The organism is Streptomyces sp. RG80 (assembly GCF_040446465.1).
GTDB lineage: Bacteria > Actinomycetota > Actinomycetes > Streptomycetales > Streptomycetaceae > Streptomyces.
On record NZ_JBEAAJ010000007.1, the window covers coordinates 49,002 to 65,818 of the forward strand.

Sequence of the window (16,817 nt, forward strand, 5' to 3'; positions counted from 1 at the left end):
CCGGACCCCCCCGTCCGGCACCCGCGCCCCTCAGCGGCGTACCCGCTCGGGCAGCTCGCCCCGTCCCTGAGCCGGGATCACCCCCTGGCCCGGACCGACGCGCAGCCGACGCCGCACCCCTCGTACGAGCGCGCCCGCCGTGTAGGTCGCGCCGTGCACGAAGCGCATCGCCGGGCCGAAGGCAGGGGCCGTGACCAGGCCCGCCAGGAACAGGCCGGGGTGTGACGGGGACTCGAAGTCCCGGCCGGTCCGCGGCGCCCCGTCGGCCGCTGTCGCCAGGGACGCGCGCAGCTCGGTGGAGAGCAGGCCCAGACGGTCGGTGGTCGCCCTGAACCCCGTGGCCGCGACGACGTGTTCGGTCTCCAGGGTGCGCAGAGCCCCCGACCCGTCCGCCCGGTCCAGCACCTCCAGCCGCACCCCGCCCGGCACCGCGCGGGCCGCCGCCACCTCATGGGCGAGCAGCACCTCCACGGCCGGCCCGACCCGGTCCCGCACCCACCAGGCGCCCGCCGGCCCCAGCGCCGTCGCCGCGATCCGCGCCCGCCTCTGCTCCGGGAGCCGGTGGAAGAGGCCGGGGCGCTCGGCGTAGAACCAGTTGCGCCAGCCGCAGCCCAGGCCGCTGTGCGGAGTGCGGACCGACTGCCACCAGGGGCGCTCCCAGGGTGGTGGTACGTCGTTCCAGCGCAGTTCGTCGGCGCGCGCCAGCACCCTTGCCCGGGTGCCCTGTTCGGCGAGCAGGGCCGCCGTCTCCAGGGCCGCCTGGCCGCCGCCGATCACCGTGACGTCCTGGTCCCGGAAGCGGTCGAGGTCGCGGTGGTGGCTGCTGTGGGTCACCAGCGAGGCGTCGAGGCCCGCCAGGGCGGAGGGGATCTCGACGAACGGCATGACCCCCACGGCCAGCGCGACCGTACGGGCGGGCAGCACCTCGCCGTCGTCGACGACCGCCTCGAAGCCGCCGGGGCGCAGGGCCACCAGCCGGGTCACCGTGCGCTCGTCCACGGTCGGCACGGCCTTGCGGGCGAACCACAGGCCGTACTCGGCGAACACCTCCACCGGGATCGGCTCCCCGTGCCGGGCCGTCATGCCCTGCCGCTCGCAGTAGACGTCGAGGCGCCAGCGGCGCCCCGGGTCGCAGAGGTTCGAGGCCCAGGGCTCCGACTTCAGGAACATCCCGCGCGGCATGTGGTCGCGCCAGGACGCCATGGGCCGGCCGAAGACACGCACCTTCAGCCCGGCGGCCGCGGCGTGCGACGCGATGGACAGGCCGTACGGGCCCGCGCCCACCACCAGCAGGTCGTACATCAGCGGCTGCTCGCTTTCTCGTCGTCGGTCAGTTCCGTCGTGACGGGGGAGGCGGTCGCCTGGCGCACCAGGCGCACCCGGGCCCGCTCGCCGGCCGGAGCACGCAGCCCGCGCAGCCGCTCCAGCAGACGGCGGGACACATGCCGGCCCCACAGACCCCACATCGCCCAGCCGGGGGCCCGGTCGTCCCGGGCGCCCCAGGCCCGTTCGCGGCCCGCGGACACCGGGCGCAGCACGGTCAGCGGCGCGTAGTTCTCCACCACGAACTCCCGTCCGGCCCGCGGCACCCCCTCCGGCAGCGGACGGTGCGTCAGGTCCAGGTGCAGCGCCCGTACGACGTCCAGGTCGGCCGTGTCGGTGAAGAGCCGGAACTGGGCGCCGGGGCGCGGGTTGAAGTCGAGCAGGTGGTGGCGGCCCTCGGCGTCGCGGCGGAAGTCGAGGTCGAAGATGCCCCGGTAGCCCAGTTCGCCGGTGATCCGCTCGGCGAGCGCCTGCACCGTCGGGTCGGGCGCCCAGCGGCCCACCGCCGTCAGGCCCGCCCCGCGCGGCCAGGCCCGCAGCTTGACGCCGACGCCTCCGCCACGCACGGCGCCCGAGCGGTCGGCGTACCCGTGGAAGAACCAGTCGCAGTCGACGCTCGGCGGCAGACAGGCCTGGAGCAACAGCCGGCTGCCCGCCTCCTCGGTGCGCAGAAACAGCTCCCGCGCCTCCTGCGGGCTGCGCACCACGACCGTGCTGCGCAGCCCACTGTCCGCCGGCAGCAGCCAGGGTCTGCTCCACTTCGCCACCACCGGCAGACCCAGCCGCCAGGCGGCGCCCGCCGCGTCGGCCGCGCTGTCCGGGATCAGGGTGAGCGGATGCGGTACGTCCACGGCGGTGCACAGGGCGGCCAGTTCCGCCTTGTCGGCGACGCGCTCGGCCAGCGGGCCCGGCATCGACGGCAGCAGATACGAGGGCGCCAGCTCCGCTCGCAGCCGGTCCACGGCGACCGCGCTCGCGTCGTCCATCGGGATCAGCACCGCCGGGCCGGCGATCCGGGCGGCGATACGGCGCAGGGCCACGGCGATGTCGGCAGCGGGCGCGCCCGGTGGCGGTGGCGGGTGGATCCGTCGTACAAAACGCGATCGGGACACCGGACTTCCGGTGGAATCCGCGACGACGTGCACCTCCACTCCCGCTCTGCCGAGCGAGCGCACGGCCCCCAGCGTTCCGTGGTGAAAGGGATTTCGGTCGATCCGCAGCAGTACGGCGGGGACGCGGGTGTCGAACAGCGACACGGATTCAATTCCTTCGGTCGTTTCACCCGTGCGGGCGATCGGGCCACTCGAAAGCCGCAAGCACGGTGGCGGAGTTCGTCTTCACATGACTGAGTGTCAGTTATCGGATTAGCGCGAGAGTGAGAAAGGAGCAGGCATGGACTCACAGCAGCGACGGGTTCGGACCAGACGGCTGGCGTTCATCGCGGCGTCGGTCGCCGCGTCCGCCGCCCTGGCCTCCGGGCCCGGATTCGCAGCGGGGGTGGGAGCCGCCGATCCGCCCGCTCCCACGCCGGCGGTTCCCGCGGTACCGGCCGTTCCGTCCCCGTCCGCCCAGCCGCCGACCACGCCCACCGCCGACCCGGTGACCGACCCCGTGGCCGAGCCGAAGCCGGTGCCGGAACTCCCCGCCTTCGGCGCCTACCTCGACTACGGCCCGCGCGGGGTGCACCGGATGACCGAGCTCAGCCGCTGGCTGGGCGGCGCCGACCTGCGGGTCGGCCACACCTATCTGCCCGGCGACCGCTGGAGCAACATCGAGGGCGCCCCCAACTTCCTCGACACGTGGGCCGACTGGCGCAACGCGCGCGACGACCGGATGTTCGTCCTCAACGTCCCCATGCTGGAGCGCAACGAGGAGAACGTCCCCGACTACCAGGTCGGGCGACTGCTGCGGCAGGGCGCGGCCGGCGACTTCGATCACCACTTCCGCCGCCTCGCCGAACGGCTGGTCGCGCTGAAGGTGCCGGACACGGTCATCGTGCTCGGCTGGGAGATGAACGGCATCACGTACACCCATCGGTGCGGGCCGGACCCGGAGGCCTGGAAGAAGTACTGGAACAGGATCGTCACCACCATGCGTTCGGTGCCGGGCCAGAAATTCCGCTTCGACTTCACGCCGAGCCGCGGCAAGGACGCCATCGGCTGGACGAAGTGCTATCCCGGCGACGACACCGTCGACATCATCGGCATGGACTCGTACGACCAGCCGGCAGGCCTTTCGTTCGACCAGCAGGTGAAAGAGCCGTACGGGCTTCAGGAACACGTGGAATTCGCCAAATCCCACGGCAAGGCAATTTCCTATCCTGAATGGGGACTCTTCCGCAACGGAGACAACGCCGAATACATGCGGCGCATGCTCGCGTGGATGGACGAGCACAAGCCGCTGTACAACACGCTGACGGACTACTGTCCGCACGGCGTCTGGCAGTGCGACGACAACCCCAGGTCGTCGGAGATCTACCGGTCCGTGCTCTTCGGACGCACCGGTGAGCCGACGCCGACCCCGACGCCCACGCCGACCCCGACACCCACCCCCGAGCCCACGCCCGAGCCCACTCCGACGAACCCGCCCAACTGCTCGCCGGTGGACCTGGGCGAGTGGGTGGAGTACTGGATCGGCGGGAAGCTGTGCATGCGCTTCGACTGGTGGTCGCGCAGCCGGTGAGGTCCTGACGGTGGCGGCGGGTCGGTCACGGCCCGTCGCCACCGCGCTCTCGCCACCCGCGGACGAGTTCCTTGCCCCGGCTGCGGGCGGCCACGTCGAACAAGGCCGCCGTCAGCAGCGGGGCGGTGCGCCGCCGGGCCAGCAACAGCCGCTGGTTGGCGACCGGTTCGGGCCGCCAGTGGTGCTTGTAGGGCTCGTTGCCGCGCAGCAGGCTCAACGAGCCCCGCGCGTGCCGGCTGCACGCGTCGAGCAGCATCACCGCCACGTCCGCCTTCCGCTCCCGCAGACACGGATGGGCACCGTACAGATAGCCGCCCGCCAAGCGCCTCGACAGCAGCGTCAGATCGACGGCCACCACGTCGTCGTCCAGCCGGAACTCGGTGACGGCCGCGTCCCCGGAGCGCACCATCGGAGCGACCGAGCGCACCAGGTGGTCGCGGAACCGCGGCAGCAGATGCTCGCTCGTCACCTTCCGCCCCTCCCACTGCAACCGGTGCAGCTCCAGCAGCCGCCGCAGCGCCTTGTCGACCTCGTCCGGTTCCACGGCGTGCTGTTCGATGCCGAGCGCGGTCAGCTTGCGCAGCTTGGCGCGGACCCGCTGCTGGGCCTTCGCCGACGGCAGCCGGGTCACCAGCTCCGCCATGGGCACGGCCGGCAGCTCCAGGCACAGCGAGTCGCCGACCCGGCGCCGGGGCCCGGGCCAGTGGTCGTAGATCCGCTCGGCCGCGCCGCCCGGCCGTACCTCGCGCAGATCGACCAGCGCGGTCCGGGCCGCCGCCGCGAGCCCCTCGGTGAGCGCGGCCGCCGCCGCGTCCCCGTGCTCGTCGTCCAGCAGGACGTCCCCGTAGTCGGAGATCGCCCCGCCGAGCGGCACCAGGGACGGCACCGGACGGCGTACGCGCATCAGGGGCGCGGCGGCGACGAGGTCGTCACCGTCGCGGACCACGAGGACCCGCAGCCGGCCGGGGCGGCCGTACGACAGCCACCACGAGTGCAGCCAGGCGTGGCTCTGGAAGGGGGTGGCGGGGGAGCAGCGGCCGTACAGGCGGCCCCAGTCGGGGGCCAGTGCGGCGAAGACGGACTCGTCGGTGACGAGTTCCGTCCGGTAGGTCACAGCTGGCCGTGTGCGTCGGCGGCGACGGCCGGGCCGGGCACGGAGGCCGGGCGCCCCGGCTCTCCCGCGGTCCGTCGCGGCCGCACCAGCAGCACCAGGCCGCCGAGCAGACCGCCCGCGCTCGCCCCGACCAGACCCGTCACGGCGGGCGAGGCCGAGGACGGCTCGGTGGGCTTGGTGGCGCGGGCGAACTGCTGGAGCTCCACGTTGGTGGCGTTCTGGGTGGTGTCCGCGTGCCGGGTCAGGGCCCGGGCGACCGCGTTGGCCATGTCGGCGGCCAGGTCGGGGCGGGAGGAGGTCGCCGTGATCCCGATCATCGGGGCGTCCGGCGAGGTCGCGGTCTGCACGCTCGACTTCAGCGTCCTGACCGGGACGCCCGCCCACACCTGGGCGTCACCGAGCACCGCGAGCTGGGTGGCGACCCGGCCGTAGGCCTGCGCGAAGCCGAGCGCGGAGGCGGAGTCGGACTTCTCGGTGGGGACGGCGACGACATAGCTGGTCGCCGTGTACGCCGGTGTCTGGGCCAGGCCGTACACACCGCCCAGCAGGCCGCCGGCGACGGCACCGGCCGCGAGCAGGGACCAGGCCGGGAGCGTCTTGGCGCGGGTGAGGACCGCGGCGGGGCGGCGCGGTCCTGTGGGGTTCTCGGTCATGAGGAACTGACTCCCTGGGGTGACGTGGGCGACTTGGCTGGCGAGACCGCGGCCGCGTAGACATCCATCAGCTGGGCGGCGCTGCGGGTGATGCAGTAGTGGTGGGCGGCGTCGGGGGCGCCGCGCGGGCGTGGGCCCTCGGTGCGAGCCGCCGCGATGGCGCGGGCGAACTCGTCGGCGCCGCCCAGCACCTGGCGGCTGCCGGGGGCCGCCTGCGAGGGCAGGTCCTCGATCGCCGGGCAGGAGCTGTAGAGCACCGGCAGCCCGGACGCCAGCGCCTCGACGACCGCCAGACCGAAGGCCTCCTCCGGGGACGGGGAGACGAGCAGGTCCATCGCGGCGGTGAGGGACGGCAGGTCGGGGCCGGGAGAACCGTCGGGGACACACGGGCGCTCCCCGGTGAACAGGACCCGGTCGGCGACCCCGGCCTCCTGGGCGGCCCGGCGCAGCGGATGCTCGTCCGGGCCGCCGCCGACCAGCAACAGCCAGCAGTTGTCCGGGAGTTGGGCGAGCGCGCGGATCACGGTGTCGAAGCGTTTGGCCGCCGTGAGCCGGCCGATGCCGCCGATGACGTACGCCTCCTCGGGCAGGCCGAGGCGGCGGCGGGTGTGCAGGCGCTGGAGCGGGTCGAAGCGGAAGCGGGGCAGGTCGATGCCGTTGGGGACGACCTCGATCCGGGGGGCGGGCACGCCCCAGCGCTTCAGCCGGGCGGCGACCGTGGGGGAGACGGCGACCGTGGCGCGGCCCAGGCGCTCGCTGGCCAGGTACAGCCCGCGGACGCCGGCGGTGAGCCTGCGGCCCTCCATCTGTGAGTCGCCGAGGGAGTGTTCGGTGGCGACGACCGCGCGGACGCCCGCCAGCCGCGCGGCGAGTCGGCCGTAGACGCAGGCGCGGTACAGGTGGGTGTGCACGAGGTCGTAGCCGCCGGAGCGGATGTGGCGGACCAGGCGGGGCAGGGCGGCCAGGTCGCGGTTGCCGGCCATGCCGAGGTGGGTGACGCGGACACCGTCGGCGACCAGGCCGTCGGCGACCGCGCCTGGGTTGGTGAGCGTCACGACGTCGCAGTCGACCGGCAAGTGCCTCAGCAGCAGCCGCAGTTGCTGCTCGGCGCCGCCGACCCCGAGGCCGGTGATGACATGCAGGGCCTTCATCTCAGAGCCCTTCGACGGGACGGCGGCGCAACCGGTGCAGCCGGTGCTTGAGGAAGAGGCGTACGGCGGTGTCGTTCTGCCCGATGTGCAGCCGCGGGAGGGCGAGCGGGCCGGTGAGGGGGCCGGGGTCGATGGCGCAGGCGTACGTGTATCCGGCGTCCCGTACGGCGTCGATGGCGCGTTGGTCGACGGTGCCGTAGGGATAGCAGAAGCCGGCGACCGTCGCGCCGGTCAACTCCTCCAGTACGGCCCGGCTTTCGACGGTCTCGGCCTTCAGCCGGAGGTCGTCGGCCTCGGTCAGGTCGACGTGGGTGAGCCCGTGCGAGCCGATCTCGACGCCCGCCTCGGCGGCGCTCCGGATGCCGTCCGCCGTCAGCAGGCGCTTGCGCGGGCCCAGCGGGTCCCAGGCGTTGTCGCCGCCGAGACGGCCGGGCAGGACGAAGAGGGTGGCGCCGAAGTCGTGCTCCCGGAGCACCGGAAGGGCGTGGTCGAGGAAGTCCGCGTACCCGTCGTCGAAGGTGAGGCCGACGAGGTCGGTGCGGGTGGGTTCGGCGAGCAGCGCGGCCATGGACACGCCCCGCAGACCGCGGCGGCGCAGCCAGGTCAGCTGCCGGCCGAGGCGTTCGGGGGTGACCGTGACACGGTACGGGTCGTCGGAGCAGTCGCCCACCGAGTGGTACATCGCGATCCACGGGACGGGGGCGGAATCAACGGCAGCGGCCATGAGCGAGCCTTCGTGTGACGGAACGTACGGATCTCAGTGCGGGTACGACGCCCTGGGCGTCCAGCGCCCAGGCGAGCAGGACGAACACGGCGGCGACGGTCGCGCCGCCCGCGGCCAGCCCGGGCACGGCGGACGGCACCTGCCCGGCGACGAAGGTCCCGGCGATCGTCGCGACCACGGCGGCCCGTACCGGCCGGCTCAGCTCGCGCAGGGCGCGCCGTCTGCGGATCGGGACGCTTCGCGGACCCGTGCCGGCCAGCAGCAGTAAGGCGGTGACGGTGATGCCGGCGGCGTTGGCGGCGGCGATGCCGAGGACGCCCCACGGGCCGACCGTCCAGGCGCCGATCCAGGAGGTGGCGACGATGCCGGCGGCCATCGCGGCGACCGGGTACCAGCTGGGGCGGGCGGCGGAGAAGTACGACCGGACGAGCACGCCGGTCATCGTCTGGCCGAGCAGGCCGAGGGCGTACACGCGCATGACGTCCGCGGTGGCGGCGGTGTCTTTGGCGGTGAACGCGCCGCGCTGGAAGAGGAGTTCGATGAGCTGCGGAGCGCATGAGATCACGGTGGCGGCGCCCAGCAGGACCACGCAGGAGGCCAGCGCCAGGTCGCGTTCCACGCGGCTGCGGGCACGCTCGACGTCACCGTCGGCGAGGGCGCGCGCGACCACCGGGAAGGTGACCGTGCACAGCATCATCGACAGGGTCATCGGGATCTGGGCGACCTTCTGCGCGTAGTTCAGGTGCGAGATGGCGCCCGCGTCCAGGGTGGAGGCGAGGAAGCGCTCGATGAGGGTCTGGGACTGCCGGCACAGGGCGAAGAGCAGGACGGTGGCGACGAGTGCGGCGGTCACCGCCCGGTCGTCGCTGCCGCCGGTCTCCTGCGGGGCGGTCCGCCGCTTCCGACACAACTGCCGTACGAAGGAGGGCAGTTGTACGAGCACCATCAGCCCGCCGCCGATCGCGACCCCGATCGCCGCCGACCGCACGCCCCACTGCCCGCCCAGGACGAACATCGCCGTGATGATGCCGGTGTTGTAGGCCACGTAGATCGCCGCCGGCGCGAGGAACCTGCGGTGGGCGCGGAGTGCGGCGCTGCAATATCCGGCGAGGCCGAAGCCCAGGACGCAGACCGCGGTGAGCCGGGTGCAGTCGACGGCGAGCGCGGGGTCGGGCAGGCCCGGTGCCAGGGCCTCGACCAGATAGGGGGCCGTGCCCACGAGCAGCGCGGACACGGCGACGAAGGCGAGGGACAGCTTCGGCAGCGTGGCCGCGACCAGTGCCCGCACCGGATCCCCGGGCGCCCCCTGCGCCCGCCGCGCCAACGCCAGGCTGAACGCCGGGACCAGCGCGAAGGCCAGCCCGTCCTCGATGAGCAGCGTCGACGCGAACTCCGGGACGGTCCACGCCACGAGAAACGCGTCCGTCTCACTCCCCGCCCCGAAGAGCCGCGCCAGCGCCTGATCCCGCGCCAGCCCCAACAGGGCCCCTGCGACCGAGAGCACAGCGGTGACGAGCGCGGCCTTGGCGAGGAAACGGCGAGAGGCAGGGGCGACGTCGGCACGCTCGGCCCGGTCCTCGGGGGGCGCGGCGGGGCGGGTGGACGGAAGGGGGCGGGCGGCCCGGGTGCCCTGGGCGGTAGCCGTGGCTCCACTGGGGGATCGGGCGTCCCGTCCTGTGGGGGCGTCCGGTGAAACCCCGGAGATCAGGGCGCCCTGGGTGGTGGCCGTGGTCCCGCTGGGGGGTCGGGTGGTCTTGGTGTGGCCGTCTGACGGGGTGTTGGGCGGGACCCTCGGAGCTTGGGTGCCCGGGGAGGGAGGGGTGGCCTGGGCGGGAGGGCCCGTGAGCTCGGTGTGCCGTCCTGTCGGGGGGCTCGGTGAGGTGGTCCCGCCGGAGGCGCCGGCAGCCCGTTCCGGCGAGGCGTCCGGTGCGGCCTCGGGGGTCCGAGGTGGGGTCACCCTCATCGTGCGGCGGCCTCCTCGGCGCGGGAGGGTACCGGGGCCGGAGTCGACGCGGGCTGCTCAGAGGTGCCGCCGGTCAGGGCCCACCAGGCCGACAGGCCGAAGCACACCGCGGTCAGCACCGTCGAGGGGCCGCCGATGTCGGCGTAGGCGAAGTCGGTCAACTGCCAGACGAGGAAGCCGCAGGCGACCAGCGCGCAGTCGAGCCCCGGACCGGAGCGCCGGATCCGGGCCAGTCGCCGCAGCCCGCAGACCAGCAGTGCCAGCCAGCCGCCCGCGAGGGCGAGGAGGCCGATCAGGCCCTGCTCGGCGAGGATCAGCAGGTACATGTTGTGCGGGGAGAGCAGCGGCTGCTTGCGGAAGGCGGCGCCCGCGCCCTCGGTGTCGCTGCCCGCGGACAGCGCGAGCGAGGCGTGCGCGTCCCGGTGCTCGGGGAACCCCTTCAACCCGATGCCGGTCAGCGGCTGTTCGCGCCACATGCCGACGGCCGCCGCCCACATGGTGTACCGGTCGGTGACGGACTGGTCGGGCGCGTCGGTGACCTGCGTGATGCTGTTGATCCGCTCCTGGAGCATCGCCGAACCGACCCCGAAACCACCCACCAGGATCACGCCGAGCGCGGCCACGACGGCGCCCACCTTCAGCGCCCGCCGCAGCCCGGCCAGCACCAACTGCGCCGCGCACGTCACCGCCGCGGCGATCCACGCCCCGCGGCTGAAGGACAGCGCGAGCGGCACCAGCAGCGCCAGCGCACAGCAGGCGGCAACCACCCGCTGCCGTACCGGAGTCCGCCCCAGCGCCAGACCCACCGCGCACACCAGCCCGAAGCACACGACGGTCGCCATGCCCATCACGTCCTGCGCCCCGAAGGTCCCCACGGCACGGATCTCCTGGCCCTGGTACGAGGCCCCCGTCCCGGTCAGGAACTGGTGCACACCGATCGCCCCTTGCCACAGGGCGAGCCCGACGAACGACCAGGCCAGCACCCGGAAGTCGGCCCGGCCCCGGACCAGCAGCAGCACCGCGGCCGGCACCAGCACGAAGATCTGGAGGTAGCGGCCCATACCGGTGAGCCCGGCGCCCGGCGAGGACGCCCCGACGGCGGCGACCGCCAGCCCCACGACCGGCAGGCCCAGCACCACGACGGCGGTACGGGACAGCGGGCGCCGCCGGTCCCGTACGAGACGGATCCCGCAGTACAGCACCACGAGCGCCGAGAGCGCGTCGGCGGGGCCCGCGCCCCCCTCGCCGCCCGGCCCGATCGGCAGCCCCAGCAGGGCGACGACCGCCACCACCGGGAGCACCGGCGCGAATCTCCGCACGTGGTCCATGCTCAGCTCCCTGTCGGACGCACGAGCGCGGCCGCGGTCCGCGCCAGGATGCAGATGTCCTGCCACAGCGACCAGTTGTCGATGTACGCGTTGTCGAAGCGGGCCCGGTCCTCGATGGAGGTGTCGCCGCGCAGACCGTGGATCTGGGCGAGCCCGGTGATGCCGGTGCGCATCCGGTGGCGGGCCGCGTAGCCGGGGTAGGTCTGGCTGAACTTCGCGACGAAGTACGGGCGTTCGGGCCGCGGGCCGACCAGGCTCATGTCGCCCCAGACGACGTTCCACAGCTGGAGCAGCTCGTCCAGCGACGTCTGGCGCAGGAAGCGGCAGAACCACGACATCTGGCGTTCGTTCGCCACGCTCCAGCGGGTCGCCGACTCGTGCTCGTCGACCGGGCGATGGGTGCGGAACTTCAGCAGCGTGAAGGGCCGGCCGTCCTTGCCGATGCGTTCCTGGCGGAAGACGACACCGCGTCCGCCGGTCAGCCGCAGCACCACCGCGCACACCAGCAGCAGCGGGCTGACCAGCAGCAGCAGCGCCCCGGCCACCAGCACGTCCAGCACCCGCTTGCCGACGCTGCCCCGCCGCCGGCCCCCCATGTCGAGGCGGCGGCAGGCGAATCCGGCGAGCTGGTCACGGGTGGCGTACGAGGGGGAGTCGGCGTCGACCTCCCACACCGCGCAGCCCGATTCGGCCAACGCCCGTAGCAGCGGCCCCTGTTCGGACCGTACGGACGGGTGCACGACCAGGACGTCCCGGACGCCGTTCTGGATGAGCGCCCGCTCGACCTCCTCGCCGGTCGTCAGCACCGGGAGTCCCTCGCTGCCGTCCGGCTCCTCGGTGACGACGCCCACCGGCCGTACCCCGCACCGGGGATGGCGCAGCACGCCGGCGGCCACGCGCTGCGCGGTCGCCGCGGGGCCGATGACGAGGGCCGCGCGCGGCCGGTTCAGCAGGGCCGTGCGGCGGCGCCGGTGCACGGCGCCGCGAGCCGCGCAGGCCGCCGCGGACTGGAGGAGGACACCGGCGGCGAGCGTGCCGGCGGACAGGGCGTGCTGCGGGGCGTACGCGGCGACCAGCGCGCCGAGCGCCAGCCAGGACACCGCGATCCGGCCGCAGACGGCGGGCAGTTCGTCGAGGACGCCCGGTACGGCGCGCGGCAGCTGCGGGCGCAACAGCATCGAAGCGGACACCGACAGGGCCGCGAGCAGCGGCTGATGTGCGGTCCCGGTGAGCGCGAGGGCGCCGAGCAGGGCCGCGACCAGGTCCGCGGCGAGCAGCGGCACCGGCGAGGCGGGCCGCGGCTGCGGGCGGCGGTGCGGGAAGCGGAAGCCGCCGGCGACACCGCGCGACGGGATGACCGAGACGGGCGAGAATCCGTGATCCCGTGGCTGCCCGCCGGGCGAGGGGACGGTACTTTCGGCGGTCACGAGTGGATGGACTCCCTGTACTCGGTAGGCACGGCATGGACTGCGGTGCCGAGCAGTTCGCGGTACAAGCCCGCCACGGCCTCGGTCGTGCGCCGCACGTCGTGCGTGGACAGCACGTGACGGCGCCCCTGATGGCCCAGCGACTCGCAGCGCAGCGGATCGAGCAGCAGCTCGGTGACGACCCCGGCGAGCGCGGCCGGGGCCTGCGGGGGTACCAGGCACTGGGGCGCGAGGTCCGGCGGCAGGCTCTCCCGGGCGCCGTCCACGTCGGTCAGCACCACCGGTCGCCCGCATGCCATCGCCTCCAGCGGGGCGAGCGCCATGCCCTCCCAGCGCGAGGGCAGGACGACCAGATCGGCGGCCTGGTACCAGGGCACGGGATCGGTGACGGCCCCGGCGAACACCACCGACTCCGGTGCGCGGGCGGTGAGTCGGTCCCGGTCGGGCCCGTCGCCGACGAACACGAGCCGGGCCCGCGGCACCCGCTCCCGCACCGCCTCCCACGCGTCGAGCAGGACGTCCTGCCCCTTCTGCCGGCACAACCGCCCCACGCACACCACGAGCGGGGCCGCCGGATCGGCGTCCGGCAGCAGCGACGCCCGTACGGTGCCCACGGCGGCGGGGTGGAAGCGGGCGGGGTCGATGCCGTTGGGGACGACGCTCCACCGCCCGGCGATCCCGGCGCGTACGCCGGTCGCGCGCTCCGCGGCGCTCACGCACACCACCCGGGAGGCCCAACGCGCCCCCCACCGCTCCCACTTCAGCGCGAGTGCCGCGGTGGCCCCGTCGACCGCCTCGAACGACCAGGCGTGCGGCTGGAACACCGTCGGCACCCGCCCGCGCACCGCGAGCCGACCGGCCAGACCGGCCTTCGCACTGTGCGCGTGCACCAGTTCGGGCCGTACCTCTTCGATCAGCTGAGCGAGCCGTCGTACCTCGCCGAGGAGCGACGGCCCCGGCGACCGCGTCGCCCGCCATCGCCGTACGTCCGCGCCCAGCGCCCGCAGTCCGTCGGCGAACGTGCCGTCCGGACAGGCCACCGTGACGTCGAGGCCGGCCGCGAGCTGCGCCCGCACCAGGTCCGTCACGACTCGGGCGACCCCGCCCTCCACGGGCTGCGTAAGGTGCAGGACCCGTGGTCGAGGGTCGGTTGCTGACTGGTGCATTGCGCGGTTTCCTCGCTCACGGATGGCACTCGGGACGGGCGGGAACGCGCCTCACTTCTGGGCGTCGACGGCGACGAAGAGCGCCCCGGCCCACGCCGCGTCCCGCTGGGAAACGAGCCGGAAGGCCAGCTGGTCACCACCGGCTCGCAGCGCCTTGCCGAGATCGAACACGTCGGAGTCGTAGCCGAGCGTGTTCGCATACGAGGGGACCCGCCGCGACGGCGCCGATCCGGGCTCGGAGATCGTCGAATTCAGCACATCTGTACGGGGGTTGGCGGCATCGGTCAGTGCGACGGACGCCCTGCGGCCGGCCCCTCCGGCCGAAAGGGTGAGCGAGTCACCCGTACGGCCGCGATCACCGTCGTACGCGACGAGACCCGCCCGGCCGGAGGCGCCCTTCGGGAAGCCCAGCTTCCGCAGCGCGACCTCGTGCGCCGTCCCGAGCGTGTCGAAGCCGTCCCACAGGGCGAGGTGACGCAGCGGCTCCGCGGCCCTCTCGTAGGCCACGACCAGCGTCCAGCCGCCCCACGAGCCGGCCTTCGACCTGCCCATCGCCACATTGACCTGGGCGACGGTGTAGAGGCCCGAACCGCTCTCCCGCACCAGCTTCGTGACGTCCGCCGAGGCCTGGAAGGCGTCCGCGCCCCGCGCCACCCGGTGGCCGACCAGGGTGTCAGCGAGGACCTCCTTGTACTGGCCGCCGGGCTCGGCGATCAGCACCCTGCCGTTGTCCTTGGGCGGCTTCTGCTCGCCGACGCGCAGGTTGCCGCCCCAGTACAGCCGCGCGTACGTGGCGCGGGAGCCCTCGGGCAGCCGGACCTCCGCGCGGGAGGAGTTGTAGGTGTTCGGGTCGCTGTCGACGTCGACGTAGAACATGTCGAAGTCGCCGTTGGCCGCCGTGCCGCCGTCCCGGACGGACGGGCAGGACGGCTGGGCCGCGCTCGACCGGCAGCTGATGGCGGTGTTGGCCGCGCGGACGATCCCGCCGTGCTGGAGCGCCCGGAACCGCTCGGTGAACGGCAGCTGCTGAACCTCGGGGGAGGGCGGGGCGGCCGCGAGGGCGCCACCGGGGACCCAGATCGCGGCGAGGGCAAGGGCTCCCACCGCCGCTCGGCGCAGCGACGGGCGCGGGAATTGGCGCATGACCGGGGTGGCCCTTCCGGGAAAGGTGTGGGGGTCGGGGGCACGCCCGGGTCGTGGTGCCAGGGCGTCATGAGTGCGATTTGCTGGCTATACGGGTGCGTCAAGAGGTCCGCAACTCTAGCTGCTATCCGTATTAATCCGGCGAAACCAGACAAGTGTGTCGGAATGGTGAAGTGGGCCTCTCGCGAGATCACCCCATTGGCGGCACAACCCGCGCGCGCCCCGCGCGTTGACACAGCGCCGGGCATCCCCGCCCGGGTGTTTGTGTCAACCCCAAGGAGCACCTCTCCATGTCGCGTATCGCGAAGGGCCTGGTCCTTACCTCCGCTGCCGTCGCGGCCGTCGCCGGCGGCGCCGGCATCGCTGCCGCCGACAGTGGCGCCAACGGCACCGCCGCCCACTCCCCGGGCGTGCTGTCGGGCAACGTCGTCCAGGTCCCGGTCCACGTTCCGGTCAACGTCTGCGGCAACACCGTGAACGTCATCGGTCTGCTGAACCCCGCCTTCGGCAACACCTGCGTCAACGACTGACGTCGGCGCGAACCGCCCTTTGCCGGCCGCCCTCCCGTGGTTCCCCCTCGGGAGGGCGGCCGGTTTGCGTTGCCCCGAACGGGGGGTTGCGGCGGGAGAGCCTTGACAGGGCCTTTCACCAGGGAGGACGCGTTCGGCGGGTGATCACGGCACGCGTTCGATCGGTTGCAGAGCGCGGTGAGCGCTTTCACGGTGAGCACAAGATCCGTCCCACATCGAAAGGGCTCTCCATGCGTGCTCTGTCCGCACGGCGCCTGGCGTCCGCCGCAATCAGTGCCACCCTCCTGATCGGAATCGCCGCTCCAGCGGCGGTGGCGGTCGACCACGAGTCGAAGCGCGAGCGCGCGCTGGCGGCGGTGAAGGCGCCTGTCCCCGGCGCGGACGCCCTGCTCGCGCAGGTCAAGACCCTGGGCAACCTCGGGGCCGTGCTCAAGCCGGTCACCGACGTGCTGAACACCGTGCTCAACGCGGGCGAGGGAATCACTCCCGAGCAGGCGACCCAGCTCCTGGACACGGTCAAGTCCGCCATCGCCGGGGTCACCGCGGCGGCCCCCGTGCCGGTGCCGGAGACGCCCCTGACACCCACCGACACGGCGGCCGCGCCGGCCGCGACGACTCCGCCCGCCACCACGCCGGCCGCCGGACTGCCGCTGCCGACCACGTTGCCGGCGCTCCCGCTGCCCGCCGACAAGAGCAGTGACTCCAAGGCACCGTCCGCCGACGCCGTCGGCGACGCCCTCGCCGCCCTGCAGACGGCCGTCAGCGACCTGCTCGCGGCCGCCTCCGCCACGCCCCCGGACCCCGCGAAGGTGCTCGCGGCCGCCACCGCGGTGGTGGGCAAGCTCCTCAACGCCATCCTGGCGCTGCTGCTGGGCGGCGGACTCCCACTGCCGCTTCCGGTGCCCCTGCCGACCGGCGGGCTGCCGACCGACGCGGTGACCGGTGCGGTCGGCGGACTGCCGGCCGTCGGCGGCCTGGTACCCACCTCGTAGGCGAAGCAGTCGTCACCCCAGCCGTTGTGCCGGTCGCCCAGGCCGGCACAACGGCTGTTCTGTTTTCCTATTGCTTTCTTATAACCCCCGGGAATCCCAACGGGTGGGTTGCAGAAACTTTCTGCGTACGGGGTTTCCGGGCCGGTCGGGGATCGTTAGGCACGGCGTCAGAATTCTCTCTGGTGACGGAAGTCGCCGAAGAAAGGAACACGATGAAGTCCCTGAAGGCTGCCGCTGTTGTTGCCGGTTCCGTGGCCCTCGCCGGCGCTGCCGCGCCCGCGTTCGCCTACAGCACCGCCGACGTCACGCCCACCAGCCTCACCGGCGCCGTGAACACGCTCACCAGCGGCCGGCTCGCCCCCGCCGACGTGATGCCGCTCCAGCACCAGTCGAACGCGCTCGACACCGAGAACAAGGACTCCGTGCTCAACACCGTGAAGGGCGCGACCGCCACGCTGAACAACAGCGGTCTGCTCGGCGGGCTTCCGCTGGGTGGCTGACGCCTTCCTGTCGCGTAGAGGGCCGATTCCGTGGCGCATGGAATCGGCCCTTCGCGCTGTGCTCTGCGCCGTGCCTCGGGTTGTTCGAGGGCGCGTCCCTCGTTCGTGTGGACCGCGTACG

15 protein-coding genes are annotated in these 16,817 nt (G+C 73.5%); 4 read left to right on the forward strand and 11 right to left on the reverse strand.

What is annotated here, in order from left to right; all coding sequences use genetic code 11:
- Positions 1-30: 30 nt before the first annotated feature.
- Positions 31-1,302, reverse strand: a complete 1,272-nt coding sequence (locus ABKA17_RS24035) for an FAD-dependent oxidoreductase (RefSeq protein WP_353694277.1) — start codon at positions 1,300-1,302, stop codon at positions 31-33.
- Positions 1,302-2,579, reverse strand: a complete 1,278-nt coding sequence (locus ABKA17_RS24040; RefSeq protein WP_353694278.1) for a carboxylate--amine ligase — start codon at positions 2,577-2,579, stop codon at positions 1,302-1,304. Before ABKA17_RS24040 ends, ABKA17_RS24035 begins: the two co-directional genes overlap by 1 nt.
- A gap of 136 nt (positions 2,580-2,715) precedes the next feature.
- Here ABKA17_RS24040 and ABKA17_RS24045 point away from each other — a divergent pair, with 136 nt between their 5' ends.
- Complete coding sequence (locus tag ABKA17_RS24045) at positions 2,716-4,005, forward strand: glycoside hydrolase family 26 protein (RefSeq protein WP_353694279.1); 1,290 nt, start codon at positions 2,716-2,718, stop codon at positions 4,003-4,005.
- A gap of 25 nt (positions 4,006-4,030) precedes the next feature.
- Here ABKA17_RS24045 and ABKA17_RS24050 read toward each other — a convergent pair whose 3' ends face one another.
- From ABKA17_RS24050 to ABKA17_RS24090, 9 genes are read right to left on the reverse strand one after another with little or no spacing between them, the layout of a single operon-like run.
- Positions 4,031-5,119 carry a GNAT family N-acetyltransferase gene (locus tag ABKA17_RS24050; protein ID WP_353694280.1) on the reverse strand — a complete coding sequence of 363 codons (1,089 nt, stop codon included), beginning with the start codon at positions 5,117-5,119 and terminating at the stop codon, positions 4,031-4,033.
- On the reverse strand, positions 5,116-5,772 hold the full coding sequence (locus ABKA17_RS24055) for a YveK family protein (RefSeq protein ID WP_353694281.1): 657 nt from the start codon (positions 5,770-5,772) through the stop codon (positions 5,116-5,118). Before ABKA17_RS24055 ends, ABKA17_RS24050 begins: the two co-directional genes overlap by 4 nt.
- Positions 5,769-6,923 (reverse strand): glycosyltransferase, encoded by a 1,155-nt coding sequence (locus ABKA17_RS24060; RefSeq protein ID WP_353694282.1) that lies wholly within the window; start codon positions 6,921-6,923, stop codon positions 5,769-5,771. The genes ABKA17_RS24055 and ABKA17_RS24060 overlap by 4 nt, the downstream gene beginning before the upstream one ends.
- Before the next feature lies 1 nt (position 6,924).
- Entirely contained in the window at positions 6,925-7,647 is a 723-nt protein-coding gene (locus tag ABKA17_RS24065) for a polysaccharide deacetylase family protein (protein ID WP_353694283.1), read from the reverse strand.
- On the reverse strand, positions 7,631-9,610 hold the full coding sequence (gene murJ, locus ABKA17_RS24070; protein WP_353694284.1) for a murein biosynthesis integral membrane protein MurJ: 1,980 nt from the start codon (positions 9,608-9,610) through the stop codon (positions 7,631-7,633). Before murJ ends, ABKA17_RS24065 begins: the two co-directional genes overlap by 17 nt.
- Positions 9,607-10,938, reverse strand: coding sequence for an O-antigen ligase family protein (locus tag ABKA17_RS24075; protein WP_353694285.1), 1,332 nt, complete (start codon positions 10,936-10,938; stop codon positions 9,607-9,609). Before ABKA17_RS24075 ends, murJ begins: the two co-directional genes overlap by 4 nt.
- A 2-nt stretch (positions 10,939-10,940) precedes the next feature.
- Complete coding sequence (locus tag ABKA17_RS24080) at positions 10,941-12,365, reverse strand: exopolysaccharide biosynthesis polyprenyl glycosylphosphotransferase (RefSeq protein ID WP_353694286.1); 1,425 nt, start codon at positions 12,363-12,365, stop codon at positions 10,941-10,943.
- Entirely contained in the window at positions 12,362-13,531 is a 1,170-nt protein-coding gene (locus ABKA17_RS24085; RefSeq protein WP_353694287.1) for a glycosyltransferase, read from the reverse strand. Before ABKA17_RS24085 ends, ABKA17_RS24080 begins: the two co-directional genes overlap by 4 nt.
- A 51-nt stretch (positions 13,532-13,582) precedes the next feature.
- On the reverse strand, positions 13,583-14,674 hold the full coding sequence (locus tag ABKA17_RS24090) for a DUF3344 domain-containing protein (protein WP_353694288.1): 1,092 nt from the start codon (positions 14,672-14,674) through the stop codon (positions 13,583-13,585).
- Positions 14,675-14,964: 290 nt separating this feature from the next.
- Here ABKA17_RS24090 and ABKA17_RS24095 point away from each other — a divergent pair, with 290 nt between their 5' ends.
- The 3 genes from ABKA17_RS24095 to ABKA17_RS24105 all read left to right on the forward strand — a co-directional run bounded on the left by ABKA17_RS24095 (position 14,965) and on the right by ABKA17_RS24105 (position 16,696).
- Positions 14,965-15,204 (forward strand): chaplin, encoded by a 240-nt coding sequence (locus ABKA17_RS24095; RefSeq protein ID WP_171144508.1) that lies wholly within the window; start codon positions 14,965-14,967, stop codon positions 15,202-15,204.
- A 230-nt stretch (positions 15,205-15,434) separates the two neighbouring features.
- Positions 15,435-16,196 (forward strand): hypothetical protein, encoded by a 762-nt coding sequence (locus ABKA17_RS24100; protein WP_353694289.1) that lies wholly within the window; start codon positions 15,435-15,437, stop codon positions 16,194-16,196.
- 212 nt (positions 16,197-16,408) lie between these two features.
- Entirely contained in the window at positions 16,409-16,696 is a 288-nt protein-coding gene (locus ABKA17_RS24105; RefSeq protein WP_353694290.1) for a hypothetical protein, read from the forward strand.
- Positions 16,697-16,817 lie beyond the last annotated feature (121 nt).